General features: G+C 58.5%; 24 protein-coding genes and 1 riboswitch. Of the genes, 7 read left to right on the top strand and 17 right to left on the bottom strand.

Annotated elements, in window-relative coordinates; all coding sequences use genetic code 11:
* Nucleotides 1–142: 142 nt before the first annotated feature.
* Nucleotides 143–231: riboswitch (glycine riboswitch) on the bottom strand.
* A gap of 95 nt (nucleotides 232–326) precedes the next feature.
* Complete coding sequence (locus tag N7U68_RS15620) at nucleotides 327–794, bottom strand: RrF2 family transcriptional regulator (RefSeq protein WP_165194082.1); 468 nt, start codon at nucleotides 792–794, stop codon at nucleotides 327–329.
* An 88-nt stretch (nucleotides 795–882) separates the two neighbouring features.
* On the opposite strand from N7U68_RS15620, the gene N7U68_RS15615 reads away from it, so the two are divergent.
* Nucleotides 883–1,476, top strand: a complete 594-nt coding sequence (locus N7U68_RS15615) for a gamma-glutamylcyclotransferase family protein (protein WP_263047411.1) — start codon at nucleotides 883–885, stop codon at nucleotides 1,474–1,476.
* On the opposite strand, the gene N7U68_RS15610 is transcribed toward N7U68_RS15615, so the two are convergent.
* The 3 genes from N7U68_RS15610 to N7U68_RS15600 form a co-directional block, all read right to left on the bottom strand.
* A complete protein-coding gene (locus N7U68_RS15610; RefSeq protein ID WP_263047410.1) occupies nucleotides 1,450–2,841 on the bottom strand; it encodes an MATE family efflux transporter in 1,392 nt (463 codons plus the stop codon). The genes N7U68_RS15615 and N7U68_RS15610 overlap by 27 nt on opposite strands.
* A gap of 120 nt (nucleotides 2,842–2,961) precedes the next feature.
* Nucleotides 2,962–4,287 (bottom strand): glutamate--tRNA ligase, encoded by a 1,326-nt coding sequence (gene gltX / locus N7U68_RS15605; RefSeq protein WP_263047409.1) that lies wholly within the window; start codon nucleotides 4,285–4,287, stop codon nucleotides 2,962–2,964.
* A gap of 137 nt (nucleotides 4,288–4,424) precedes the next feature.
* Nucleotides 4,425–4,853: a DUF1801 domain-containing protein gene (locus N7U68_RS15600; protein WP_263047408.1), complete on the bottom strand. Its 429-nt coding sequence runs from the start codon at nucleotides 4,851–4,853 to the stop codon at nucleotides 4,425–4,427.
* 98 nt (nucleotides 4,854–4,951) lie between these two features.
* On the opposite strand from N7U68_RS15600, the gene N7U68_RS15595 reads away from it, so the two are divergent.
* Entirely contained in the window at nucleotides 4,952–5,860 is a 909-nt protein-coding gene (locus tag N7U68_RS15595; RefSeq protein WP_263047407.1) for an MBL fold metallo-hydrolase, read from the top strand.
* Between the two features lie 64 nt (nucleotides 5,861–5,924).
* Nucleotides 5,925–6,320, top strand: coding sequence for a metallopeptidase family protein (locus N7U68_RS15590; protein WP_263047406.1), 396 nt, complete (start codon nucleotides 5,925–5,927; stop codon nucleotides 6,318–6,320).
* Between the two features lie 33 nt (nucleotides 6,321–6,353).
* Here the strand turns inward: N7U68_RS15590 and N7U68_RS15585 are convergent, their stop codons facing one another.
* Nucleotides 6,354–8,018 carry an NAD+ synthase gene (locus N7U68_RS15585; protein ID WP_263047405.1) on the bottom strand — a complete coding sequence of 555 codons (1,665 nt, stop codon included), beginning with the start codon at nucleotides 8,016–8,018 and terminating at the stop codon, nucleotides 6,354–6,356.
* Nucleotides 8,019–8,185: 167 nt separating this feature from the next.
* Here N7U68_RS15585 and N7U68_RS15580 point away from each other — a divergent pair, with 167 nt between their 5' ends.
* From N7U68_RS15580 to N7U68_RS15570, 3 genes are all read left to right on the top strand, one after another.
* A complete protein-coding gene (locus N7U68_RS15580) occupies nucleotides 8,186–9,703 on the top strand; it encodes an MORN repeat-containing protein (RefSeq protein WP_263047404.1) in 1,518 nt (505 codons plus the stop codon).
* Nucleotides 9,704–9,745: 42 nt separating this feature from the next.
* Nucleotides 9,746–10,654: a cation diffusion facilitator family transporter gene (locus N7U68_RS15575; RefSeq protein WP_165194097.1), complete on the top strand. Its 909-nt coding sequence runs from the start codon at nucleotides 9,746–9,748 to the stop codon at nucleotides 10,652–10,654.
* 221 nt (nucleotides 10,655–10,875) lie between these two features.
* Nucleotides 10,876–12,486, top strand: coding sequence for a 2-isopropylmalate synthase (locus N7U68_RS15570; protein ID WP_165194099.1), 1,611 nt, complete (start codon nucleotides 10,876–10,878; stop codon nucleotides 12,484–12,486).
* Between the two features lie 100 nt (nucleotides 12,487–12,586).
* On the opposite strand, the gene N7U68_RS15565 is transcribed toward N7U68_RS15570, so the two are convergent.
* Both N7U68_RS15565 and N7U68_RS15560 read right to left on the bottom strand, forming a co-directional pair.
* Nucleotides 12,587–12,940, bottom strand: a complete 354-nt coding sequence (locus N7U68_RS15565; protein WP_263047403.1) for a cupin domain-containing protein — start codon at nucleotides 12,938–12,940, stop codon at nucleotides 12,587–12,589.
* 20 nt (nucleotides 12,941–12,960) lie between these two features.
* The gene (locus N7U68_RS15560; protein WP_263047402.1) at nucleotides 12,961–14,844 is read right to left on the bottom strand and encodes an acyl-CoA synthetase; all 1,884 of its coding nucleotides are present in this window, start codon (nucleotides 14,842–14,844) and stop codon (nucleotides 12,961–12,963) included.
* A 233-nt stretch (nucleotides 14,845–15,077) separates the two neighbouring features.
* Here N7U68_RS15560 and N7U68_RS15555 point away from each other — a divergent pair, with 233 nt between their 5' ends.
* Complete coding sequence (locus tag N7U68_RS15555) at nucleotides 15,078–16,100, top strand: extracellular solute-binding protein (protein ID WP_263047401.1); 1,023 nt, start codon at nucleotides 15,078–15,080, stop codon at nucleotides 16,098–16,100.
* Between the two features lie 71 nt (nucleotides 16,101–16,171).
* On the opposite strand, the gene N7U68_RS15550 is transcribed toward N7U68_RS15555, so the two are convergent.
* The 10 genes from N7U68_RS15550 to cyoE form a co-directional block, all read right to left on the bottom strand.
* On the bottom strand, nucleotides 16,172–17,593 hold the full coding sequence (locus N7U68_RS15550) for an FAD-binding oxidoreductase (protein WP_263047400.1): 1,422 nt from the start codon (nucleotides 17,591–17,593) through the stop codon (nucleotides 16,172–16,174).
* A 105-nt stretch (nucleotides 17,594–17,698) separates the two neighbouring features.
* Complete coding sequence (locus N7U68_RS15545; protein WP_263047399.1) at nucleotides 17,699–18,526, bottom strand: MBL fold metallo-hydrolase; 828 nt, start codon at nucleotides 18,524–18,526, stop codon at nucleotides 17,699–17,701.
* A 55-nt stretch (nucleotides 18,527–18,581) separates the two neighbouring features.
* Nucleotides 18,582–19,166, bottom strand: coding sequence for a GNAT family N-acetyltransferase (locus tag N7U68_RS15540; protein WP_165194111.1), 585 nt, complete (start codon nucleotides 19,164–19,166; stop codon nucleotides 18,582–18,584).
* On the bottom strand, nucleotides 19,166–20,428 hold the full coding sequence (locus N7U68_RS15535) for a M16 family metallopeptidase (RefSeq protein WP_165194113.1): 1,263 nt from the start codon (nucleotides 20,426–20,428) through the stop codon (nucleotides 19,166–19,168). Before N7U68_RS15535 ends, N7U68_RS15540 begins: the two co-directional genes overlap by 1 nt.
* The gene (gene thrC / locus N7U68_RS15530) at nucleotides 20,425–21,813 is read right to left on the bottom strand and encodes a threonine synthase (RefSeq protein ID WP_263047398.1); all 1,389 of its coding nucleotides are present in this window, start codon (nucleotides 21,811–21,813) and stop codon (nucleotides 20,425–20,427) included. The genes N7U68_RS15535 and thrC overlap by 4 nt, the downstream gene beginning before the upstream one ends.
* Nucleotides 21,810–22,508 (bottom strand): SURF1 family protein, encoded by a 699-nt coding sequence (locus N7U68_RS15525; protein WP_263047397.1) that lies wholly within the window; start codon nucleotides 22,506–22,508, stop codon nucleotides 21,810–21,812. Before N7U68_RS15525 ends, thrC begins: the two co-directional genes overlap by 4 nt.
* Before the next feature lie 136 nt (nucleotides 22,509–22,644).
* The gene (locus tag N7U68_RS15520; RefSeq protein WP_165194118.1) at nucleotides 22,645–23,457 is read right to left on the bottom strand and encodes a cytochrome c oxidase subunit 3; all 813 of its coding nucleotides are present in this window, start codon (nucleotides 23,455–23,457) and stop codon (nucleotides 22,645–22,647) included.
* 134 nt (nucleotides 23,458–23,591) lie between these two features.
* Complete coding sequence (locus N7U68_RS15515; RefSeq protein ID WP_263047396.1) at nucleotides 23,592–24,173, bottom strand: cytochrome c oxidase assembly protein; 582 nt, start codon at nucleotides 24,171–24,173, stop codon at nucleotides 23,592–23,594.
* The gene (locus tag N7U68_RS15510) at nucleotides 24,173–24,337 is read right to left on the bottom strand and encodes a cytochrome c oxidase system small membrane protein (protein ID WP_165194122.1); all 165 of its coding nucleotides are present in this window, start codon (nucleotides 24,335–24,337) and stop codon (nucleotides 24,173–24,175) included. The genes N7U68_RS15515 and N7U68_RS15510 overlap by 1 nt, the downstream gene beginning before the upstream one ends.
* On the bottom strand, nucleotides 24,334–25,278 hold the full coding sequence (gene cyoE / locus N7U68_RS15505) for a heme o synthase (protein WP_263047395.1): 945 nt from the start codon (nucleotides 25,276–25,278) through the stop codon (nucleotides 24,334–24,336). Before cyoE ends, N7U68_RS15510 begins: the two co-directional genes overlap by 4 nt.
* Between the last annotated feature and the right edge of the window lie 5 nt (nucleotides 25,279–25,283).

Raw genomic sequence — 25,283 nt, 5'->3', positions numbered from 1 at the left:
CAATATGATCCGAATGGGTGCGGCATCGTCAATAGTGCATACCTGTCCCGGCTGCACCGCGATGCCCCCTCTGTCCTTTCGCCTGAGATCGCTATCCCTTCGGCGCCCGGCACAAATGCGCCGATTCTCTCCAGAGTTCCGTAGTCCTCGACCGGTCCTTGTCGCCTGAGAGTTTCCGGGGCGGTTGCTCCTTCGGCATCGGCTCTGCGCCGATTCTCCCGGTCGGGATAACGTACACCGTAGTATGCGACCGCTCCTCGGGCAAGTGGGATTTGGATGGATTGATACAACCGATACCCGCGATACCAATAGGCAGGTCCGAGGGTTCAGCCCGGCACCGCTCGCGCCACCGCACCGCACCCTGTCGGCAGCAATATCCGCTCCAGTGCGAAATTATCGCACACCAGCGTATCCAGCGTTATCGTGTCAAGATAGGCAAAGAACGCTTCAGCAGCCGCGCCAATCGCCCAACGCAACCGGCACGCCGACGTCAACGGACAGGTATTATCGACATCTGCGAAACACTCCGACGCCGTAAACTCCGCTTCTATGTCGCGAAACACGTCGCCGATAATGATCTCGCGCGCGGGGCGCCCCAGCATCACGCCCCCATTGCGCCCGCGTTGGGTCTCCAGATATCCTAGCTGTGCCATTTGATGAATGATCTGCGCCAGATGGCTCTCAGAGGCATTACACCGCGCAGCCACTTCTGCCTTGGTTACCAGCTTCTCGGGCTGCACCGCACAAAACATAAGTACACGCATGGCGATATTGCTACGTTTGGTGATACGCATCAGCGGCCTCCCCTGTGGCTCCGACCTGCTTGAACTCTTGTCATTCTGCCTGCATTACGTTGCCGCGCCATTGACCCAGATCAAGCAGATGAAAAAGGACAGAACGCAATTGACCCCGCATGACGCCTATTTTTTTGGCTACGGCAGCTTGGTGAACCGTGCCACGCATCGTTATGCTGATCCGCAGCCTGCCACTCTCACAGGATGGCGACGGGTCTGGCGTCACACCGATCTGCGCAGCATTGCCTATCTTACCGTAATGCCTGACGCGGATAGCGTGATCGACGGGTTGATTGCAGGCGTGCCCGGGGACGACTGGCTGGCACTGGACGAACGCGAAGGAGCCTATGACCGTATCCATGCGGCACACCAAGTCTGCCATACCCTCTCACACACGCCACAGATCGCGCTCTACACGATCCCTGAGGGCAAACATGGCCGCCCAACGGACACCCACCCGGTGCTGCTCAGCTATATCGACGTGGTTGTGCAGGGGTATCTGCAGGAATACGGACAGGCAGGGGCGCAACGTTTCTTTGACACTACCGATGGGTGGGACGTGCCGATCCTGAATGACCGCGCCAACCCGATCTATTCGCGCCACTGCGTCTTATCACCCGAGGAATGCAGCTTCGTCGATGACTGTCTAGCAACGCTACCGGCGCAGATTAAAAATCTGTAACAGTCGCGCTTGACGCTGAAATGGCTCTGTACCGCTCGGCGGCACGCGCTGCGCCATCACTCGGCGCGCCAACACAAAGGCCAGCAGACCGAAGATCACCCCGCCCAGCGCCTGCCCGATCAGCACGCCCGGCGCACCAAACAGCACAGCCCCCAGCATCACAAGCGGGATGGTGCCCACCGTGTGCCGCCCCCAGTTTACCCATGTCGAATAGAATGGACGCCCCAGATTGTTGAAGGCCGCGTTCGATACGAACAACATTCCGTTAAAGAAAAACAACAACGCCAGTGGCCCGCAAAAAAGGTAAACCAAATCGCGCGTCAGGCCCGTCGCGCTAAAAAGATCGGCAATCGGCCCACGCAGTACGAACAGCACAACAGATACGGCGCCCACGACCAGTGCCGTGAACGCCAGCCCGGCATAAAATCCACCGCGCACCCGGTCGCTGTTTCCTGCACCGAAATTCTGCCCGATGATCGGCCCAACGGCCCCCGACATGGCAAAGATCACGCCAAAGCTGAGCGGCGTCAGCCGACCGACGATGGCCATGCCCGCCACGGCCAACTCTCCGAATTCAGCCATTGCACGTGTCACGTAGGCTTGACCGATGGGTGTCGCCAACTGAGTAAGGATTGCAGGTCCCGCGATGGCCAGAACCGGCGGAAAATCCCTTGTAAGACCCTGCGCCGTGGGGCGGGTAAATCCACCGTAATGTTTCAGGATCGGCAGCAATGACGTAGCTGCGATCGCCACCCTCGCTGCAACTGACGCCATCGCCGCGCCGGTCAGTTCCAGATCAAGGCCGAAGATCAGGATTGGGTCCAGCACCGCATTCAGCGTACCACCATATAGCGTGGCATACATCGCCCGACGCGCATCACCATGCGCCCGCAGGATCGCTCCGCCGACCATCCCGATGATCAACAGCGGCAGGCTGGGGATGACGATCTGAAGGTAATGCACTGCCAGCCCTGCCGTTTCGCCGCGCGCTCCCAGAAGCTCCACCAACTTTGGCAACCATATCCAGACGGCGGCAGTGAAGACTGCGCCGAAAACAACCCCGTAGATCAAGGAATTGGTCGCGCGGTCGCGTGCCAGATCTACATTGCCAGCGCCCAGTGCGCGCGCCACTAATGCGCCCGCCGAGATCGCCATGCCGATACCGAATGACGTGGTAAAAAACAAAATCGCACCGGCATAACCGACGGCTGCCGCCAGCTCTGACTTGCCCAGCATGGCGATAAAGATCATGTCGACAAAATCGACAAAGAAGATCGCCATTAGTCCGACCGACGCGGTCAAGGACATCACGCTGACGTGGCGAAAGAGGTTTCCACTCAGAAATTTTGCTTGGATGCCAGACACGCGCGCACTTCCAGTGAACCGCCGAAGAATTACATCTCAGACAATCAGATGTGCGCAAACAATCCAAGCTGCGATTGCGACAGGGGTCACCCTGCGTCGATGCACACTACCCGACGCACATCATCCGCGGGCGCGGATCACCTGCAAGAGCGGCAGAACCTGCGCCATGTCCGGCCCATGTGCCCGCCCCGTCAGCGCCTTACGCAGTGGCATGAACAGGCCGCGACCCTTGCGCCCGGTCTGTTCCTTGACCGCCGCTGTCCACGTCCCCCAACTGGTTTCGTCCAGCGGTTCCTTGGGCAGCAGCTCCATCGCCTCGGCGACAAATGCACGATCTTCATCATCGATGTCAGGCTCCGCGCCGTCGCGGAACATCTCCCACCACCCTGTGAGGTCATGTAGCGTGGTGATATTCTCTCGCGTTACCGCCCAAAATTGCTCGGCCTGATCCTGTGGTACGCCAATCTCTGCGATCTTTGCTGCTACGGTGGCGAAATCCAACGATTGCAAATGCCGCGCGGTTAACGGAAATAGGTCGGCCACATCGAACTTCGTCGGTGCCGAGCCAAATCGTTCGATATTAAACCCTTCGACCAACTCCGACATGTCATTGCGCATCTCGACAGGATCAGCAGACCCCAGGCGCGCCATCAGGCTAAGCAACGCCATCGGTTCCACCCCTTGCGCCCGGAGGTCACGCAGGCTCAGCACGCCCAGACGTTTCGACAGCGACTCGCCCTGCGGGCCGGTCAGCAAAGAGTGATGCGCAAATGATGGCACAGTGCCGCCAAGCGCCTCGATGATCTGGATTTGGGTCGCAGTGTTGGTCACGTGGTCGGACCCGCGCACGACGTGACTGACGCCCATTTCGGTGTCATCCACGACCGATGCCAACGTATAAAGTATCTGACCATCGCCCCGGATCAGCACCGGGTCGCTGACCGAGGCCGCATCAATGCTGATATCGCCCAGCACGCCGTCAGACCATTCGATCCGCTCCTGATCCAGTTTGAACCGCCACACACCCGGTCCGCGCTCGGCGCGCAGCGCATCTTTCTGGGCCTCACTCAGGTCCAGTGCCGCGCGATCATAAACCGGAGGCCGACCCATGTTCAGTTGCTTCTTGCGCTTCAGGTCCAGTTCGGTCGGGGTCTCGAACGCCTCGTAGAAACGCCCCATCTCACGCAGCTTTTCCGCAGCGACCTCGTAACGGTCCAATCTCTGCGACTGCCGCTCAACCCGGTCCCATGTCAGGCCCAACCACTCCAGATCTTCCTTCAGCGCGTCGACATATATCTCTTTGCTGCGTTCGGGATCTGTATCGTCGATCCGCAGAATAAAAGTGCCGCCCGCTTTGCGCGCGATCATGTAGTTCATCAGCGCGGTGCGCAGATTGCCGACGTGGATGTATCCGGTGGGCGATGGGGCAAATCGGGTGGTGGTCATATTGGGGCGCTCCTGAGGTCGAGCGGGATGTGTCACAGCCACAGCCGATTGTCCAGTTTCCGCCCACCTCATGCAAGACATCCAGGCTATTCGCCGAAAAATCTAGGACGACAGAGTTCGCGAATTTTCTAACCTCGTCAATCTGGATGCACAGGCCAGACAGCATCCAGATCGCGTAGCCCGGCCCGGATCAATTCGGCCAGCACATTCAGGTCGATCTGGCTCAGTCGAGTGACATACAGACAGGATTTCCCGCGCTTGTGCTTGCCCAGACGATTCAGGATATCAGTGTAATCACGGTATCCCGGCATAATGTAGATCGACAGGCTTGCCTTGCGCGGCGAAAACCCGGTTGCCAGAAAATCACCCTCGCGGCCGCTGTCGTAGACGTAGTGATACCGACCATAACCGATGATCGACTCTCCCCACATACGCGGAACATAGCCAGTGACATCGGAAAAGAAACTCAACAAGCGTTTGCCGTCCGACCGACGCACCTCTGGTGTAACACCATCCAGAAAATCCTCTGGCGATAGCGCGGTGGGCTGCGTCTTGTTCTGGCTCATCGCTCGGGGCCCCGTCTCATCTCACTTTCGTGTGAAAGCGTAGGCGCAATCACTGTTCTGCGCTAGGCTTGACCCTGCCCCATACACGGAGAGACACCATGACCCACCACCTGACCCGCCGCACCCTCTTGTCCGCCGCAGCCGCGCTGCCATTGGCCCACGCCGCACAGGCGAGTGCCCCGTTACTGGGCGCATCCAGCGCCCTGCACCGCCGGTTCATCCTCGGCAATTTCGAGGTAACAACGCTGCTTGCAGCCAGCGCAACGCGCGACGACCCGCACAGCATCTTTGGCCTCAACGTCGATGAGGCAGCGTTTCGAAGCGCCGCCGAGGCGGCAATGCTGCCAGTTGATCAGGCGCAGTTTTTCTTTACCCCGACCATCGTCAACACCGGCGCCGAACTGGTGTTGTTCGACACCGGTCTCAATGCGGCCGGGATCACCAGCGCACTGGCCGCAGCAGGGTACACCCCGGATCAGGTCGACGTGGTGGTAATCACCCATATGCACGGCGATCATATCGGCGGTTTGCGCGAAGGTGACACCAGCACGTTCCCCAACGCACGCTATGTCACCGGCGCAAAAGAGTACGACGCGTGGGCCGGGATGGAGAGCGACGCTTTCAATGGCAAGATGCGCCCACTGGCAGATCAGACAACGATGATCACACCGGGTCAGACCGTCGCCCCCGGCATCACCGCCATGGCCGCCTTCGGTCACACGCCCGGACATATGGCCTACATGATTGAAAGCGAGGGGGTATCCCTGCTGTTGGCAGCCGACTTTGCCAACCACTACGTGTTCTCATTGGGCTACCCAAATTGGGAGGTCAAATTCGACATGGACAAATCTGCCGCAGCCGCCACACGCCGCAGCCTGCTGGATATGCTTGCCGCCGACCGCATTCCGTTCATCGGTTATCATATGCCCTTCCCCGCCATCGGCTTTGTTGAAACCCGCGGCGAGGGATTCGGATACATTCCGGAAAGCTATCAATTGCGGCTCTGAATATCGCCCCCAACGATATCGGTCAGGTCTTCCTTTTACCTGGCCGTCGCACCATATCAGCGGCATGGACCCCACTGCCGCTGATATTGATCGCATCGAGACCATCGCCCGGGCCACGATTGCGGAACTGCCTACCACCTTTCGCGCGGCCTCCGCGAGCGTGTTGTTGCGGGTGGAGGCGTGGCCTCATCCGCAGATGTTGCGCGATCTGTGTTTAAAGAACCCGGCAGAATTGACAGGCCTGTACGAAGGCATCCCAATGACGGAAAAATCCGTCTCCTATCCGGCACCCTACCCGGATCAGGTCTGGCTCTTTGCCGGGCCAATTCTGATTGAATTGGACGACCGGAATGACGTCACGCTCAATGAGCTCGTTGCACACGTTACTGTGCATGAATTCGCGCATCATTTCGGCTGGTCCGATGATGACATCGCCATGATCGACCGATGGTGGGAGTGAGCCACAGCTCGCGGTGGTTTTCGCGAAAAATCTCTAGGCTTCGCCGTTGTCCCGCCAGCGGTTCGCGATCGGATAACGCCGGTCCAGCCAAAACGCCGCCTTACTCAACCGGGTGCCCGGCGCGGATTGGAAACGTTTATACTCACTGATATAAAGCAAATGCTCGACCTTTTTCGCATCTGCCCGGTCGTACCCGGCGGCAATACAATCTGCAATGCTGCCATCTTGATCGACCAATATCTCCAGTATGCCATCCAGCACAGGATAGTCGGGCAGAGAATCGCTGTCTTTTTGGTCCGCGCGCAACTCGGCACTGGGTGGTTTGTCGATCACACGTACGGGGATTACCTCTCCCTCCGGGCCCTGCATCCAGCCCCGGTGGTTGGCATTGCGCCAGCGGCATGTCTCGAACACGCGGGTTTTGTACATGTCCTTGATCGGGTTATAGCCGCCGGCCATGTCGCCATAGATCGTGGCGTAGCCCACCGCGACCTCGGATTTGTTGCCCGTGGTCAGAAGCATCTCGCCAAACTTGTTACTCAGCGCCATCAGCAGCAGCCCGCGCAGGCGCGACTGGATGTTTTCTTCGGTGACATCCGGTTCTGTCCCCTCAAAGAGCGGTGCCAGCGTTTCGGTAATCGCCGCGCGGCCGTCGCGGATGGGGACAAAATCATAACGACAGCCCAGATTTTCGGCGACGGCCTTGGCATCGTCCAGAGAATGCTGCGACGTGTACTCTGAGGGTAACATCACACAGCGCACGTTGTCCGGCCCCAGCGCATCAGCGGCAATCGTGGCAACGATCGCCGAATCGATTCCCCCCGACAGACCCAGCAGCGCCTTCTTAAAGCCAGTCTTGCGGAAATAGTCCCGCAAGCTCAGAACCATTGCGTGATAATCCTGCTCATACGTGTCCGGCAAATGCGCCAGATCACCCTGCTCTGCCCGCCATCCATCGGGTCCGCGCACCAGATCAAGATGCGCAATCGCCTCCTGAAAAACCGGCATCTGCAACGCCAGCGCGCCGCCGGGGTTCAGCACGAATGTGCCCCCGTCAAACACCTGATCATCCTGCCCGCCGACAAGGTTGAGGTAGATCAACGGCAGACCGGTCTCGACCACCCGAGACACCATGAGCGTCTGCCGCACCCCCATTTTTTCGCGGTAGTAGGGCGATCCGTTGGGCACCAGCAGGAACTCGGCGCCGGTTTCTTCCAGCGTTTCGGCAACATCCTCGTGCCAGGCGTCCTCGCAGATCGGGCTGCCGATGCGCACACCGTCCACCACGTAGGGGCCGCCCACCTCTGCTGAATCGTACAGGCGCACCTCATCAAACACGGTTTCATTGGGCAAATGATGTTTTAGCACCGTCGCGCCTATAATACCCTTCTTGAGGACATAATAGGCGTTGTGCAGACTGGCCCCGCGCAAGGCCGGGCCGCCGATCCCGATGGCTGGACCGTCCGCACAATCGACAGCCAACTGTTGAATTGTAGCTATCGCGGCCTGATGGAACACCGGCTTCATCACCAGATCTTGCGTGTTGTAGCCGGTGATGAACATCTCAGGCAGCGCGACCATGTCCGCACCTGCCTCGCGCGCGGCCGCCCAAGCGTTACGCGCCAAAGCAGCGTTGCCTTTTATATCGCCCACAGTGGGGTTCAGTTGCGCAAGCGTAAGGCGAAACCGGTCAGCCATGATGCTGCCTTTCCTGATCAATGGGGGGATGATTTAGCAGATCGGTGCGCAAGGGAAAGCCGAATTGAGCAAAAGCCGTTGTCACTGCGGCACGCGTCCTCTAGATTTCCTGCACCCGCGCGGGGAATGCGGGGACATTGGGCATCTTCGGGCATCGGGGCGACGGCATGGCATTCACATGGGCGAAACGGACTCTACTGAGCGTGGCCATATGTCTGGCTGGGTTGGCAGCGGCGCAGGACGGGCAAGTCCAGATCAAGCAATATGACGATGGTGGCGTCTACGAGGGCACGTTCAAGGACGGACTGCAACACGGCACCGGCACCTATACCCTGCCCAACGGATATGAATACTCCGGCCAATGGGTCGACGGAGAGATCAAGGGTCAGGGCGTCGCGCGCTTTCCAAACGGATCGATCTATGAAGGCGAATTTGCCGAAGGCAAACCCAATGGTGTGGGCAAGATCGTCTTTACCGATGGCGGCACATTCGAAGGCACATGGAAAGCAGGCAAGATCACGGGCCGCGGCATCGCAGTTTATGCCAATGGCGTGCGCTATGAGGGCGAGTTTCTGAACGCCATGCATCACGGGCGCGGCAAAATGGTCTCACCCGGTGGCTACATCTATGACGGCACTTGGGTGAACGGCGTCAAGGACGGGCGTGCCACGATCACCTACCCGGATGGCGCTGTCTACGAGGGTCAGGTGCTGCGCGGTGCCCGGCACGGTCAGGGCACTCTGACCATGCCAGACGGGCTGATCTATGCGGGCCTTTGGAAAGACGGCCAGATTGATGGCAAGGGCAAGCTGACCCAACCCAACGGCGACGTCTATGAGGGCGCACTGGTCAGTGGCCGCCGCGAGGGCGAAGGTCGCGTGATCTACGCCAATGGCGACATTTACGAAGGCACGTTCGAGGACGACAAGCGGCATGGGCAGGGGACGTTTACCGGCACCGACGGCTATGTTTATCAAGGCAGCTGGGTCGCGGGCCAGATCGCGGGCACCGGCAGCGTCACCTATCCCGACGGTTCGGTTTACGAAGGTGAGTTTCGCGACGATCTGGCCAATGGCGAGGGGCTGATCACATATCCGGACGGTTCAACCTATCAGGGCAACTGGGTCGATGGTGTGATCGATGGTCAGGGTCGTGCCACCTATCCCAATGGTCTGGTCTATGAAGGTGGGTTCAAATCGGCGCGCAACCACGGGCGCGGGATCATGACCTACGCTGACGGTTACCGCTACGAGGGGGATTGGGTTGAAGGCCAGCGGCAGGGCGAAGGCACTGCCACCTATCCGGATGGGACCGTCTATGTGGGCGCGTTCGACGACGGTCAACGTCACGGCACCGGTAAAATCGTCATGCCCGATGGATTCACCTACGAAGGCGAATGGGTAGAGGGTGAAATCAGCGGTCAGGGCATTGCAACTTACACCAATGGCGACACCTACGAAGGCACGTTCAAGGACGGCAAACGCCAAGGTAATGGCACGATGCGCTATGCTGGCGGCGGTCAGGCCAGCGGCGAATGGATCGACGGCGCGCTCAAGGCCGATACCGCCGAAATCACCGGGGTTGACACCAGTGGCGATGAGACCTCGGATACGCCCGAAGGCACAGATGCAGCCCAAGGCGACGACGACGCGGCCACCTCTGAAGAGACCGCACCAGCCGAGTGACGCCCCACCGACCGGCCTGACCGAATATCGAAGGAACGCGGCATGGGCCATGGACACCAGCACGTGAACCCCGAAGCTGGCGACATGCGAGTGGCCTTGGCTGTTCTGGTCAACCTCGGACTGACGGTCGCGCAGATTATCGGGGGCATCATGGCGGGCAGTCTGGCCTTGATCGCGGACGCGTTGCACAATTTTTCGGACGCGATTTCTCTTATTATTGCCTTTGTCGCGCGCAAGATCGCCCGCCGTCCTGCGGATGCGACCATGACATTCGGCTACGGCCGGGCCGAGATTGTCGCCGCCTTGATCAATTACACGACTTTGATCGTCATAGGGCTTTACCTCATTTACGAAGCGGCCATGCGCTTTGCGGATCCGCAACCGGTTGATGGCTGGCTGATCGTGATCATTGCGGGCATCGCTCTGACCGTTGACCTGGTTACTGCTGCGCTAACCTTTACCATGTCGAAATCCAGCATGAACATCCGTGCGGCATTTCTACACAACGTGGCGGATGCGCTCGGCTCTGTGGCAGTTATCGTCGCGGGCGTTGCGATTCTGCTCTATGATTGGCGTCTGATCGACCCGATCGTGACCTTGCTGATCGCTGGCTATATCCTTTGGCAATCGTTTCGCGAAATCGGCGGTGTCATTCGTATCCTGATGCTGGGTAGTCCACCCGACATGGATGTTGTGACCGTCGCCGCGATCCTGCGCAATGTTGACGGTGTCGCGGATGTCCATCACCTGCACCTGTGGCAGATGCAGGAACATACTGCAGCACTGGATGCTCATGTCGTCATCGACGTCGGTCGCTGGTCCGATGCGGACGCGATCAAGGCTCGGATCAAGGAACTATGCACAAAAACACTGGCGATCTCACACACGACGCTGGAACTGGAATGTGCAGAGCATGCCTGCACCGACCGCGAAATGATCGCGCAGGGCTGACGCGCAATTGGGGCTTTTCATTTTTTTTCGTCCCACCTATGGTGCGGGCATGTTGACCAATGGGCATATCATCACGAACGCGGACCGCTTAGGCGGACTCTGCGCCCATGCCCGACTGCTAGACCTAAGCCGCCTCTGAGCGTGCCCTCCGGCGCGACCGCTCAGAGGATGTGCCTGCTCGCGCCACCAGGCTTAGGATTTTCAGAACAAAGAGACCCATCATGAATACGACAGACAAGAACCGCGCGCCATCTGCGGCAGCAAAGGACGTTTCACATAAGGCAAACAAAGATCATGTTGTGATCTTTGACACCACGTTGCGCGACGGCGAACAATCACCCGGTGCAACCATGACCCATGCCGAAAAGCTGGAAATTGCAGGTCTTTTGGATGAAATGGGCGTCGATATCATCGAGGCCGGATTTCCGATCGCGTCCGAGGGCGACTTTAGCGCAGTCAGCGAGATCGCCAGAACCGCGCAACGGGCGGTAATATGCGGCCTTGCGCGCGCGCAAATTAGGGATATCGATCGCTGCTGGGAGGCAGTGCAACATGCGCGCCAGCCGCGCATTCACACCTTTATCGGCACCTCACCCCTGCACCGCGCCATTCCCAATCTCACCCAGGATGAAATGGCCGACCGGATCCACCAGACCGTGACCCATGCCCGCAACTTGTGCGATAACGTGCAATGGTCACCAATGGATGCCACACGCACCGAATGGGATTACCTCTGCCGCGTGGTCGAGATTGCGATCAAGGCAGGGGCCAGCACGATCAATATCCCCGATACCGTTGGTTACACCGCGCCGGTCGAGAGCGCCGACCTCATCCGTCGTCTCATCGCAGAGGTGCCCGGCGCGCAGGACGTGATCTTTGCGACGCATTGCCACAACGATCTCGGGATGGCGACTGCCAACTCGCTCGCCGCTGTCGAAGGCGGTGCCCGGCAGATTGAATGCACCATCAACGGTCTGGGCGAACGCGCCGGCAACACCGCGCTGGAAGAAGTGGTGATGGCGATGAAAGTACGCCGCGATATCATGCCCTATACGACCAGCATCGACACCCGCAAGATCATGAACATCTCGCGCCGGGTCGCGGCTGTCAGCGGCTTTGCCGTGCAGTTCAACAAGGCGATCGTGGGCAAGAACGCCTTTGCCCACGAAAGCGGTATCCATCAGGATGGTATGCTCAAGAACGCCGAGACGTTCGAGATCATGCGCCCCGAGGATGTGGGCATCTCGGGCACGTCGCTGCCTTTGGGCAAACATTCCGGTCGTGCCGCACTGCGCGCCAAGCTCAAGGATCTGGGGATTGAGGCCGGTGATAACCAACTCAAGGATATCTTCGTGCGGTTCAAGGACCTCGCCGATCGCAAGAAAGAAGTCTTTGACGACGATTTACTCGCATTGGTCAGCACCACAGGGGAAGGCGAGGATTATCTGGAGTTGATCAATCTCAAGGTCATCTGCGGCACCGCACCTGCCGAGGCTGTTCTGGAAATGGACGTAGCCGGCGTAGAGAAATCCGCCACATGCCATGGTGATGGCCCCGTGGATGCCACGTTCAAGGCGGTGCGCGCGATTTACCCCAACGATGCCCGGCTGCAACTCTATCAGGTGAATGCTGTGACCGAAGGCACTGATGCACAGGCCACAGTCAGCGTTCGCCTCGAAGAAGACGGATTGATCGCCACTGGCCAATCTGCCGATACAGATACAGTCGTAGCCTCCGCCCTCGCCTATATCCACGCGCTCAATCGCCTGCGCGTACGCCGTGAAAAGTCAAGCGGCGACGTGGCCGAAGTCAGCTACAAAGATCTGACCTGAACCAAATCGGCCCGGAGCAACGCAAAGGCTGCTCCGGGCCAAGACTTTCTGCGAAACATCTTAACCTCAGAAAATTCGTCGAATTTTCTCTGTCACGACGTTACACCACGATCATGTAGATCTTGCGCAGACGCTCAGTAATCTCCCAGACCACATACTGCCCCTTGGCAATAAAGAATGTATCACCCGGTCCAAAGCTTTCCTTGCGCCCGTCCTTATGCGTCAAGGTGATCGCGCCCGATACTACCGTCATCATCTCATGCACCGGATAGCTCTCGATCACCTCACGTGTCGGCGCGCATTCCCACGTACCCGCCGTGATGCTTTCATCATGAGTGGCGAAATGGGTGTGATTCAGCTCAGTCTGGTCATCTGTCGTAAAGGCACTGGCATCGGCGATATCCGACGGTCCCATTTCGGGGTTCGGATCAATGCCAAAGTTGCTTTCGCTCATATCGTCCTCCTGTTGCAGGATCAGTCGGCCCATTCCCAGGGCCGTACGTACTGCCCCAGCACTTCGGACACTTTGGCATCTTCTACTGCGCCTGTCTTTTCCAGTTTCGCCACCAAACCACGTTTTTTATCATCCACGACTTCGCTCACCCGTGCAGCTACTCCTGCCTTTTCCAGTTCCGCACTGTAGATACGCGTGATCGCACGTTTGCGCAGATCGGGCTTGAACACCTTGCCCACGGCCGTTTTCGGCAGTTCGTCCAGAACCTCGATGTATTTGGGTTGCGCCGCCCGCTCGTGGACGTGTTCCTTGCAAAAATCACGCAGCGCGTCGGCGGTGACGTTGCCGCCATCGACCAGTTCCACATAGGCGCAGGGCATTTCACCTGAATGCGCATCGGGCTGACCGATCGCCCCAGCCATCGCCACTTCGGGGTGACCCATCAGCGCCTCTTCGATCTCGGCGGGGTCGATGTTGTGACCACCCCGAATGATCAGATCCTTGGCTCGTCCGGTAATCCACAAGTACCCATCCGCGTCGATCCGGCCGAGATCGCCGGTGCGCAGAAATTTGTCCTGATGATACAGATCAGCGTTCTTGGCGGCCTCTGTATACGTGTGGCCCGGATAGACGCCCGGATTGTCGATGCAAATCTCGCCGACTTCGTCGGCTCCGCACTCGACCGTGCCATTTTCGGTCGTCTTAAAAATTTTGACGGTGGTATAAGGCAACGGCACACCGACCGATCCGACCTTTTTGGCCCCTTCAGGCGGGTTGCACGACACAAGGCAGGTGGCCTCTGTCAGACCATAGCCCTCGATCACGGTCATGCCAGTCGCGCTCTCGAATCGGTTGAACAGTTCCAGCGGCATCGGCGCGGACCCCGAAAACGCATTTTTGACGGTCGAAACATCCGCGTCGACTTTACGCTGCATCAGCGCAGAAACAGCCGTCGGCACAGTGATGACAAAGCTGATTTTCCAGCGTTCACACAGTTTCCAGAAATTGTCGAAAACACCGTCGCCGCGATAGCCCGCAGGCGTGGGGAACACCACATGCGCCCCCGATTTGATCATCGCCATCAGGATCACATGGCATGCAAAAACGTGAAACAGCGGCAGCGGGCACATGATCACATCGTTTTCATCGAACAACAGACGATGGCCCAGCCAGCCATTATAGATCATGCCGGAATAGCGGTGTTGTGCCACCTTTGGCATTCCGGTTGTACCGCCGGTATGGAAATAGGCGCCGACACGGTCCTGCCCCCCGTCGTCAAAGCTGAGAACCTTCGGTTGCTTCACCGATTCTTTGACGAAGTCCCTTACATCCGCATGATGGGAGGTCGGCACCTTGGGCCGCAGCAACGGCACCAGCCAGCTTTTCGGTGGCGATAGATAACGGTTGAGGTCAATCTCCAGCACGGTTTTGACGTTCGGCGCATCCTTGACCGCAAGGGCGGTTTTCTGCGCGATATCCGTCTTGGGAAAGGCCTTGAGCGTGACGACAACCTTTGCGTTCGTTTCGCGCAGGATGGCACTGATCTGCTCTGACTCTAGCAGCGGGTTGATCGGGTTTACGATCCCCGCAATCATACCGCCAATCGTCGCAGTCGCCGTTTCCAGACAGTTGGGCAACACCAGCGCCACCACATCCGTCTCGCCAACCCCAAGCTTGCGAAACAGGTTCGCGGCCTGGCAGGTCTGATCACGGAACTCTGACCATGTCAGCGTCTGTGCCTTGTCTGTTGGGCCGGAAAACAGCTGATAGCTGATCGCGGGCCGGTCAGGAAAATCGACTGCTGTTTCCTGTAGCATCGCATAGAGTGTTTTGGGCCGCTCGCGGTCCTCCCACGAAATTTCGTTCTCAATATCCAGCACATCCTGCCGCACAGCAAAACTCATGGCCCGTCCTCCCCTATTTGCGCGCCGCTCCACCAGCGCGTGACGTCATCGTTCAAGCAGAATGAGTGTCCGCGCGCCAATGCGCAAGTTTTACGCTGCGTTTACTAGGGTCATTGAAGGCAAAGAGGCATCAGTAAAGGATTTGGGCGCTCGACATTTTGACTTGACTATTTTTGTCGGAAATTACAGGAATGCCCGAGTAATTCCGTCAGACTATAAGGAAGGGCCTTCTGATGTTCCGTTTTGCCACCCGTACCGCGATTGCCGCACTATCGCTAAGTGCGATGACTGCCACCGCCATGGCTGCCGAGGTTAACGTCTATTCCTCGCGCCACTACGACAGTGATGATGCGCTCTACGAGAAATTCACCGATGAGACGGGCATCACCGTCAACCGTATCGAGGGCAAAGCCGACGAGTTGATCGCGCGCCTCAAGGCCGAAGGCGACAACAGCCCGGCTGATGTATTCATCACCGTTGACATCGGCCGTATGGGACGCGCCGAAGAGGCCGGTGTGATCCAGCCGCTGGCGTCTGATGTCATCGCCAACACCGTACCTGCGCACCTGCGCCATCCCGATGATCTGTGGTTCGGCGTCAGCCAACGTGCGCGCATCATCTTTTACGCCAAGGATCGGGTCGAAAACCCACCCATGACCTACGAAGCCCTGACCGACGACGAATGGAAGGGCCGGATTTGCATCCGCTCGTCCAGCAACATCTACAACCAGTCACTGTTGGCTTCGATCATTGAGGCTGACGGCGAAGAAGGTGCGCGCGAATGGGCCACCGGCATGGTCGACAATATGGCGCGTGCACCACAAGGCGGTGACACTGACCAGTTGCGCGGCCTCGTGTCCGGTGAATGTGATGTGGCCGTCGCCAACCATTACTATTTCCTGCGTGGTTTCGACAAAGACGTAGAAGGGCTGACCTCCGGCATCGACAATATCGGCTGGGTCTGGCCGAACCAGTCGGACCGTGGCGCGCACCTGAACCTGACAGCAGCAGCAATGACCGTTTCATCACCCAACCCGGATCAGGCCAGAACGCTGCTGGAGTTTCTGACCAGCGCGTATGCGCAGCAGCATTTCGCGGATCAGAACAACGAATATCCTGCGGTTCCCGGTGTCGGCCTTGGTGCAGGCCCGGCGCGTCTGGGTTTCTTCATTCCCGACACAGCCACACCTACAGCCGCCTTCAGCGCCAATGCGGCCAAGGCGCAGACGATCTTCAATCAGGTCGGCTGGCAATAAAATCAGACCAAACCCCGGAGCGTCTCGCGCTCTGGGGTACACCGATAATTCGCGAATTGTCTGGTTCTACGTCAGACAGAGGCGCGCAGCACTGCTCCGGGGTTCATAATACCTGCCGGATCAAGTGCAGCCTTGATCGCCCGCATCGCCTCCAGCTTGGTCGGATCGCCGTAGCGTTCCAAATCATCCACCTTTAGCCGACCGATACCGTGCTCCGCACTGACCGACCCGCCCATTTCGTGGACCAGATCATGTACGGCGCGTTTGATATCATCGCTCAGATGGGCATAATCTGCCCGGCTTTCGCCGTGTTTGGGAAAGATATTATAGTGCAGGTTGCCATCGCCCAGATGCCCGAAACAGTTGATGCGGAAATGCCCCAGAGCGCCGATCACCCCGGCGGCTTTTTCGATGAATTCAGGCACCATCCCAAGCGGCACCGATATATCATGCGAGCTGATTGACCCGATACGCCGGTTCGCCTCTGGGATTTGCTCGCGCAACTCCCAGAAACTTTGCCGCTGGCCTTCTGACTGTGCGATCACACCGTCGCTAACTAGGCCAGCCTCAGATGCCTCTTCAAATATCCGCTCCAGTGCCGACGCAGGATCCAGCCCGCGTGCCATCCCCAGATCAATCAGCACGCACCACTCTGGCTGCGTGTTAAAGGGTTGTCGCAGATCAGGCAGCGCCTCAGATAAAAACGCCAATCCTTGACCGTGGATCAACTCGAACGCACTCACGCCCTCACCTACATGATCCTTTGCCAGTGCCAGCAGAGCGAGCGCCGCCGTCGGGCTGTCCACAACCATCAATGCAGTACCTTCGCTCGCAGGGCGCGGAACCAACGTAAGTGTGGCTGCGGTGATCACCCCCAATGTGCCCTCGGACCCGATCAGTAGATTGCGCAGATCATAGCCGGTATTGTCCTTACGCAGCCTCTTCAGCCCGTTCCAGAGGTCCCCATTTGGCAGAACCGCCTCGATTCCCAGACAAAGATCCCGCGCATTGCCATAGCGCAGCACATTCACCCCACCCGCATTCGTCGCCAGCAGCCCGCCAATCCGCGCAGAACCCTTGGACGCGATACTTAGCGGGAAGAGCCGCTCTGCCGCCGCCGCCGCATCATGCACATCAGACAGGATCGCCCCGGCTTCAACCACCATGACGTTCTCTTCTGGGTAGAGTCCGCGCACCGCCGTCATCCGTTCCAAGCTCAGCAAAATCGGCAGCGGCCCCGCCGGACTGACCTGCCCCCCGACCAGTCCAGTTCCACCGGAATAAGGAATAACTGGCACGCGTTGCGTATTGGCGATCTGAATAACCTGCGAAACTTCGCGGGCGGATGCCGGGGCCATCAGCACGCCTGCTTGCCCGTGCCAACGCCCGCGTGGCTCTTCCAGATACCTCGGTGCCACGTCGCGCAACGCGGCCTCGGGCAAAGCCGCCGCAAGCGCATCAAGACATTTCTGATCAACTGAATTCAATTGCATGCCTGACCATACGAAACCTTATCGACGGGCAAAACCTTCCATTCACCGGTCGCGGTGTTTTAGCGACAAATCTGACGAAACAAATCGTCGAACTCTCCCTTCGGACTACTCGCTTTTGGTCAAAAATTTCGGCCGCAACACTATAACAGTCGGCCGCTCCGGTAGCGTTCGCAGTGATAGGGTGACATCATGCGCGCCGTGGCTCTCAATAGCGAACTCGCTTGCCATTCCCGCTAGAAATGCACCGAGCGTTCCGTCATGAAACCAGTGCATCGGTATCACCACACTCGCCTTTAGCCGCTGCAACAGAGCGATCATTGTCGGCAGATCCAGCGTCATGCCGCCATCAACCGGCGCCATCACCACATCCATCCGCCCTAGCGCCGCGAATTGAGCGTCATCAGGCATGTGGTGCAAATGTCCTAGATGTCCGATGCACAGCCCCGCTACCTCGAAAACAAAAATCGAATTGCCGTGGCGTTCGACTCCATCATGGTACGCGCTCCGAATATCCGTCGGAACATTGCGGATCAGCATGCTCCCTAGATCCAGATGATGAGCCGCCCCACCCGGTTCATCGCTCCAGCCGCGCAGGACATGAGGGATGGCTGGGTCGGGGAAAGCTGTCCAATGCGTCTCGTGCGCATGGTTCATGGTCACCACATCGGGCGTGAAATCGACATTACCGACAAACCCGGTGAAATCGGTTACCGCCGAGAGCCCTTCGCTGGTCTGGATCAAAAAAGCTGAGTGCGCGAGGTATCGCAATCGGACTGAATGTTCTGCGACCGGGGTTTGAAACGATGCATTGTGCAGATAGATCACCCCCGGTGCGGCCTCCGCGACGGCGATGCAATGACTGGGCCGCCGATCCTGCGCCACGGCGGCGCCCGATGCACATAAGCAGATGAAAAGAAGCAGACTGCGAACCATCTTTGCACTCCCGACCTAGGGTTAAGATAGCGCAAATCGATCCCTTGTCAGATTTTTAACCTGCGCCTGTGCGACCACGACGATCCGCACGAATCGCCGCATAGAGCACATGTGTCCGCCAGCGCCCGTTGATCTGAAGATAGCTCTGCGCGACGCCCTCATATTTGAACCCGCATTTTTCTAACAGCCCCCGCGAGGCCGCATTTTCCGGCAGGCAAGCTGCCTCCAGACGGCTGATGTCGAGTCGTTCAAACGCGTAATGTGTCACCGCCTCGATCGCCTCTCGCATGTACCCCTGCCGTGCATGGTGCTCGCCGATCCAATAGCCCACGGTTCCTGCCTGCGCTGGGCCTCGGCGGATATTGTCCACCGTGATGGCACCGACCAGTGTCTCTGTTTCACGACGGTATAGGAACAACGGCAACGCTGCGCCGTCGCGTATCGCGCGCTGCGCCCAATAGACCCGGTTGGTAAACCCTTTGCGGGCCAGATGGTCGTCCGACCACAATGGTTCCCACGGAACCAGAAACTCGGCGCTGGATTGTCGCAAACTGCTCCAGGCGCGATAGTCCGTCAGAACGGGCGGGCGCAACGTCAGTCGCTCGGTCTCGATACGGACCTTGCGACGTGGCAGGAACATCACGCGGCGCGCCTTTCCTGCAATGCCTCCAGCGTCGGGGCATTTTCCACCGGACCGTAAAGCGCCATCGCGGCAGGTGCCCGCGCTGCAATCTCTTCGGCTAAGGTCCGTACATCCCCCAACGAAACCGCATCAATCCGCGACACCACTTCGTCCAGCGGAGGAATACGCCCCCATATCTGCAACATGCGCGCCAGCCGCTCGGCCCGGTTGCTGGGGCTTTCCAGTCCCATTAGCAGGCCCGCTTTCATCTGCGCACGGGCACGCTCCACCTCATCTGCGCGCATGTCATCTGCTGCGCGCTTCATCTCGTCGATGGTGATCTCGGCTAGGTCCGCCATCTGATCGCCCGACGTGCCAGCATAAACAGTCATCATGCCCGTGTCCGAATAGGCACCGGCCTGAGTATAGATCGTGTAGCATAGCCCGCGTTTTTCGCGGATTTCCTGAAACAGGCGGCTCGACATGCTGCCGCCCAATGCAGTGGCATAAATTTGCGCCGCGTGAATGCGTGGATCGCCATAATCCGGGCTCTCGAACGCCATCGCGAAATGCGCCTGTTCCAGCGCCTTGACTGTCCGGCTCTCGCCTCCTGCAAACCGCGCAACGGGGGCTGCTGGTGCATCCGCCGGTGCCATATCCCCAAAGAGTGCCTCGGCGCTGCGCACCAACGCATCGTGATCAACCGCGCCTGCCGCCGATAGAATCATCTGTCCGGGGCGATAGTGCTGTCCAACGAAGCGCGTAAGATCATCGCGAGAAAAGCTGCGCACCCGATCTTCTCCGCCCAGAATCGCACGACCCAAAGGATGGTCAGGATAGGCCTTCTCCTGCAACCAATCGAAAATGATATCATCCGGCGTATCCAGCGCCTGCCCGATCTCCGACAGGATCACGCCGCGCTCGATCTCGATTTCTGTCGGATCAAAAATGGCGTTACGCAGGAAATCGGCCACTACGTCAAGCGCCAGCGGCACATCATCCTTCAGCACCCGCGCGTAATAGGCCGTTACCTCACGGCTGGTATAGGCGTTGATATAGCCGCCCACATCCTCGATCGCCTCGGCAATCTGCAAGGCACTCCGGCTCTGGGTGCCCTTGAACGCCATATGTTCCAGAAAATGCGCAATGCCGTTTTGTTCAGGTGTCTCGTGACGCGCTCCGGCCAGAACCCAGACGCCGATAGCAGCAGATTGCAGGCTCGGCATATGCTCGGTGACGATACGAAATCCGTTGGATAGAGTCGTGAGGTTGACGGTCAATGGGCAGTCCGTTCCTTGATGAGGGTCTCAATGGCGCCAAGGTCGTTTTCCACCTCGGTTATCCGTTCCGACCGCTCATACAGGTCCGCCATATGCGAGGGCAAGGGGGGATGCTGACCGCTGGCCTCTTCCACTGCCGCCGGGAACTTGGCGGGATGCGCCGTCGCCAGCGTGATCATCGGCACCACAGGCACCATATGTTCCTCGGCCACATGCACACCAATGGCACTATGCGGGCAAAGCAATTCGCCAGTTGTATCCCATGTCCGCCGGATCGCGGCGCGGGTTTGATTCTCGTCACAACGTCCGCTGTCAAAGTTTTCCTGCAACGTCTGCAACGCACCTTGGCTGACAGTGAAACCACCTGCCTTTAGCTCTTCCATCAATTGCGCCACTGCACTGCCATCCCGGCCATAAGCCTCGAACAGCGCCCGCTCAAAGTTGGAACTAACCTGAATATCCATCGACGGGCTGATTGACGGGATCACGCCATCCGGCCTGTACTCAGCATTTGACAGACAGCGGTGCAGAATATCATTCTGATTGGTCGCCACCACCAGCCGCGCGATCGGCAGTCCCATGCGCTTGGCGATGTAGCCCGCAAAAATGTCACCAAAATTACCAGTCGGTACGGTGAAACTCACCTCGCGGTGCGGCGCGCCCAAGCTAACGGCAGAGGTGAAATAATACACCACCTGCGCCAGCACCCGCGCCCAGTTGATGCTGTTCACCCCGGCAAGGCCAACCGCATCGCGGAACTCGAAGTCGTTGAACATGTCTTTGACGCGCGCCTGACAATCGTCGAAATGCCCTTCGACCGCCAATGCATGTACATTATCCTCGGCGGGTGTCGACATCTGCCGGCGCTGTACCTCGCTGACGCGCCCCTGCGGGTAGAGAATAAAGACATCAACGGCTTCCAGCCCGCGAAACGCCTCGATCGCGGCGGAACCGGTGTCACCACTCGTCGCCCCGACAATACAAACTCGCTTGCCATTGCGTTTCAGCGCCGCCTCGAACAGTTGCCCGATCAGCTGCATCGCGAAATCCTTGAACGCCAGTGTCGGCCCATGGAACAGTTCAAGCAGATGATGGTTCGGCCCCAGTTGCACCAGCGGGGCGCGCGCGGCATGGGTAAATCCGGCATAGGCACGCGCGATGATTGCTTCGAATTCCGCATCGGTAAAGGCATCGCCGATATAGGGCCGCATCACGCGAAAGGCCGCTTCCTCATAGCTGAGGCCCGCCAACGCCGCGATCTCGGCAGGTGCCATGTGTGGAATCGCCTCGGGCAGGTAGAGCCCGCCATCACGCGCTAGCCCCGTCAGCATTGCCTCTTCAAAACTCAGAACCGGGGCCTGCCCCCGCGTCGATACATATCTCATGTCGCCTTACCTTTCGCAGCACGCGTCGTACCCGCTGTGCGCCATAGAAAATAGCCAGTCATACCTGCCCAGATCACCGCCAAAGAGAACCATGTAATCGCGTATTGCAAGTGGTCATTCGGGATTCCTGCGCTATCTACAGGCAACGCCCTCACGCGGCTCGCCATCGGCGAAGCTTCCTGCCGCGCGACCACCAGCAACGGCTCGGTTCCCAGCGCATCAGCCATCGCTGGGATATCTCGTGCAAACCAGATCGCGCGCGCCTCGTCCGGGGCAGGTGTATAGCCGTCAACTTCGTCGGGCCAGTGCAGATTACCGATGACCTGCGCCGGACCCGGCGTGCGTTCATCATCCTTGGCGTCCAACTTGATAAATCCGCGATCCACTAAGATGCGTCGCCCGTCGGTCTCATAAGGCTGGATCACGCGATACCCGGCGCCGATATCCTTGATCCCGACCAAAACATGCAGTTCCGGTCTCAGGAACGTACCTTCCATCTTCACCGCGCGATATTTGTCCACGGTTTCACTGGGCGACTGCGGCAATCCGACCGGCGCATCCGCGATCCGTGCATCAATTCTGGCAAGCTCGGTTTCTTTTTCATCCAGCCGCTGAACCTGCCACAAACCCAGACCTATCAGGATTGCTGTCCCGATCACCCCGAAGACCAGTGGTACTGCTATACGCCTCTGCACGGTTCCCTCACTTCAAACAGAAGATGCGGAAGGCATGCCCTCCGCATCTTGTTTTTTGTTCAAATACTCTCGTGCGCTCGTGACAGGCAGAGATCGTCATCCAATGGAAAAGCGCACGATTCTCGTCGAATAATCGTCAGCCGCCCCAGATGTAGACAGCGGCGAACAGAAACAGCCAGACCACGTCCACAAAGTGCCAGTACCATGCTGCCGCCTCGAAACCGATATGGTTATCAGGGGTAAAGTGGCCGCGCAGCACCCGCATCAGGCATACGAAGAGAAAGATCGTTCCTATCAGAACATGCGCCCCGTGAAAGCCCGTCGCCATAAAGAAGTTCGCGCCGTAGATGTTGCCGGAGAAGCCAAAGGCAGCGTGGCTATACTCATACGCCTGAAACACTGTGAACAGCGCCCCAAGAGCAATCGCGATGATCAGGCCCCATTTCATGTCGCTGCGGTTGTTCTCATGAACCAGCGCATGGTGCGCCCAAGTGGCAGCAGCGCCAGAGCAGAGCAGGATCAGCGTGTTGATCAGCGGCAGGTGCCACGGATCAAATGTCTCGATCCCGACAGGCGGCCAAACAGCGTCCTTGATGGGTGACATTGGGCCCATTGGATACATGGCATGCTTGAAAAAGCTCCAGAACCACGCCGAAAAGAACATGACTTCGGACATGATGAACATGATGAAACCATAGCGCAGCCCGATACGGACCACCGGCGTATGATCGCCCGCCTGGTTCTCTGCAATGGTGTCGGACCACCAGCCAAACATGACGTACAGAACGCCCACGAGCCCGATGAGGAACATCCATGGCTGGTTTGATTCGGCTTGTGGCGAGATCATCAGAACCGCACCGTAAAGCATGACGAACCCTGACACAGCGCCGAGGAACGGCCACCATGAGGGGTTCAGAATGTGGTAGTCGTGGTTTTTTTCATGTGCCATCGCGTCTATCCCTCTTTAAGGCCTTTTCGATTTCCTGACTCAGGGAAAGCGCAAAAGGCCCGCACCCCTTCAATGTCGTGTGCGCTTTGCATCAAATCCGCAAGCCGGATCAATTGCAAAACGCATTTTGAGGCTCAGTTCAGGTTTGTACCCATTTTGTTATCTGGTGCAAGAGCGGCCTGCGCCTCGGGCAGGTCAATCTCGTAGAATGTGTATGAGAGTGTGATTGTGTGAGTGTATTTCGCGTCCCTGTCGCTGACGATTGCGGGATCCACCAGAAATGTCACCGGCATCATGACCCGTTCGCCGGGTTGCAAAACCTGCTCGGTAAAGCAAAAGCAGTCGATCTTGTCGAAAAATCCGCCAGCTTCGTATGGTGTCACGTTATACGCCGCCTGGCCTGCAATGGCGCGGTCAGTCGGGTTATACGCCTCATAAAAGGCCAACCCGGTTTCGCCGATGTGCAACTCCATCTCTTGTACGACCGGCTTGAATTCCCACGGCATGCCGCGTTCTTTGCTCGCGTCAAAGCGCACCTTGATCGTCCGATCCAGTATTTCATCGGACCCAGATTGGGCCACGCCGGGAATCCCGCCAAAGCCTGTCACCCGGCAAAACCAATCGTAGAATGGGACCGAGGCCCATGCCAGCGCGCCCATCACCACGACGACGCCCACCAGTTGCGTCAGGGTCCGTGTCTTAGGATCAAGCGCCATCAGTGGGTTCCCTCGCCCTGTGTCGGAACTGCGAAATCCTCTTGGCTTACCTTGGCAATGGTCAGACCAAAGACCAGAGCGACGAAACCCGCCAGCACCAATCCCAGCCCCAGATTGCGGCTGAACCGGCGTTTGTGCAGCTCATGCGGCTCGCGAAAACTCATCCCCAGCCCCCGAAGCCGGAACTGTTCAGAAGGGTCTGCGCCCAGATCGCGCTGAAATGAGCAAAGAGATAGATCAGCGACAGGCGGAATACCTTTCTCTCGGTGCGGTAGCTATCGGCTTCTGCCGTCGTCTCGTCGCGCCGCCAGATATCCCATGCACCTTTTAGGAACAGTGCATTCAGCACCACAGCCACCGCCAGATACAGCGGTCCGCCAATCGAGGTGAATCCGATACCCACCGCCAGTGGCGCCAACAATGCCGTGTAGACCAGAATATGCGCCCGCGTTGCCTTGCGTCCGTGGGTGACCGTCAGCATCGGCACATCAGCCTTGTGGTAATCTGACTTCATAAACAGGGCGAGAGCCCAGAAATGCGGTGGCGTCCACATGAAGATCAGCGCGAACATCAGCACTGATTCTACGGAGACGCTGCCTGTTGCCGCCGCCCAACCGATCATCGGAGGAAATGCGCCCGCCGCGCCACCAATCACAATGTTCTGCGGGGTCAAACGCTTGAGCCACATCGAGTAAACGACCACGTAGAAAAAGATTGTAAAGGCAAGCAGCCCCGCCGCAACAAAGTTCGTGGCTAACCCCAGCATGACCACCGCGAATCCGGCCAGCGCCATGCCAAAGGCATAGGCTTCACCCTCAGCAATCTTGCCTGTCGGAATAGGCCGTCCTTTGGTGCGCTTCATGATTCGGTCGATGTCGGCGTCCCACCACATGTTCAGCGCACCAGAAGCACCGCCACCGACTGCGATAAACAAGATCGCGGAAAATCCGATGATCGGATGCACGCTGCCCGGTGCGGCAACCAATCCGACCAGCGCAGTGAACACGACGAGCGACATCACCCGCGGTTTCAGCAGGGCAAAGAAATCACCGAACCCCGCCTCGGCAGTGTCGGTCTTGCTGGCATGAATGCTTGCGTCGGTCATGGTAT

Origin of the sequence: Roseovarius pelagicus, assembly GCF_025639885.1 — a bacterium.
GTDB classification, from domain to species: Bacteria; Pseudomonadota; Alphaproteobacteria; order Rhodobacterales; family Rhodobacteraceae; genus Roseovarius; species Roseovarius pelagicus.
The sequence above is the reverse complement of the archived record's forward strand: the minus strand, read 5'-3'. Positions and strand labels throughout refer to the sequence as shown.

Coding starts and splice junctions, on each gene's coding strand:
- N7U68_RS15580 (WP_263047404.1), top strand. CDS start 8,186: ATGGCATTCACATGGGCGAAACGGACTCTACTGAGCGTGGCCATATGT.
- N7U68_RS15550 (WP_263047400.1), bottom strand. CDS start 17,593: ATGCAATTGAATTCAGTTGATCAGAAATGTCTTGATGCGCTTGCGGCG.
- N7U68_RS15615 (WP_263047411.1), top strand. CDS start 883: ATGAAAAAGGACAGAACGCAATTGACCCCGCATGACGCCTATTTTTTT.
- thrC (WP_263047398.1), bottom strand. CDS start 21,813: ATGAGATATGTATCGACGCGGGGGCAGGCCCCGGTTCTGAGTTTTGAA.
- N7U68_RS15540 (WP_165194111.1), bottom strand. CDS start 19,166: ATGTTCCTGCCACGTCGCAAGGTCCGTATCGAGACCGAGCGACTGACG.
- N7U68_RS15555 (WP_263047401.1), top strand. CDS start 15,078: ATGTTCCGTTTTGCCACCCGTACCGCGATTGCCGCACTATCGCTAAGT.
- gltX (WP_263047409.1), bottom strand. CDS start 4,287: ATGACCACCACCCGATTTGCCCCATCGCCCACCGGATACATCCACGTC.
- N7U68_RS15560 (WP_263047402.1), bottom strand. CDS start 14,844: ATGAGTTTTGCTGTGCGGCAGGATGTGCTGGATATTGAGAACGAAATT.
- cyoE (WP_263047395.1), bottom strand. CDS start 25,278: ATGACCGACGCAAGCATTCATGCCAGCAAGACCGACACTGCCGAGGCG.
- N7U68_RS15565 (WP_263047403.1), bottom strand. CDS start 12,940: ATGAGCGAAAGCAACTTTGGCATTGATCCGAACCCCGAAATGGGACCG.
- N7U68_RS15575 (WP_165194097.1), top strand. CDS start 9,746: ATGGGCCATGGACACCAGCACGTGAACCCCGAAGCTGGCGACATGCGA.
- N7U68_RS15510 (WP_165194122.1), bottom strand. CDS start 24,337: ATGAGTTTTCGCGAGCCGCATGAGCTGCACAAACGCCGGTTCAGCCGC.
- N7U68_RS15620 (WP_165194082.1), bottom strand. CDS start 794: ATGCGTATCACCAAACGTAGCAATATCGCCATGCGTGTACTTATGTTT.
- N7U68_RS15520 (WP_165194118.1), bottom strand. CDS start 23,457: ATGGCACATGAAAAAAACCACGACTACCACATTCTGAACCCCTCATGG.
- N7U68_RS15590 (WP_263047406.1), top strand. CDS start 5,925: ATGGACCCCACTGCCGCTGATATTGATCGCATCGAGACCATCGCCCGG.
- N7U68_RS15570 (WP_165194099.1), top strand. CDS start 10,876: ATGAATACGACAGACAAGAACCGCGCGCCATCTGCGGCAGCAAAGGAC.
- N7U68_RS15515 (WP_263047396.1), bottom strand. CDS start 24,173: ATGGCGCTTGATCCTAAGACACGGACCCTGACGCAACTGGTGGGCGTC.
- N7U68_RS15585 (WP_263047405.1), bottom strand. CDS start 8,018: ATGGCTGACCGGTTTCGCCTTACGCTTGCGCAACTGAACCCCACTGTG.
- N7U68_RS15600 (WP_263047408.1), bottom strand. CDS start 4,853: ATGAGCCAGAACAAGACGCAGCCCACCGCGCTATCGCCAGAGGATTTT.
- N7U68_RS15595 (WP_263047407.1), top strand. CDS start 4,952: ATGACCCACCACCTGACCCGCCGCACCCTCTTGTCCGCCGCAGCCGCG.
- N7U68_RS15545 (WP_263047399.1), bottom strand. CDS start 18,526: ATGGTTCGCAGTCTGCTTCTTTTCATCTGCTTATGTGCATCGGGCGCC.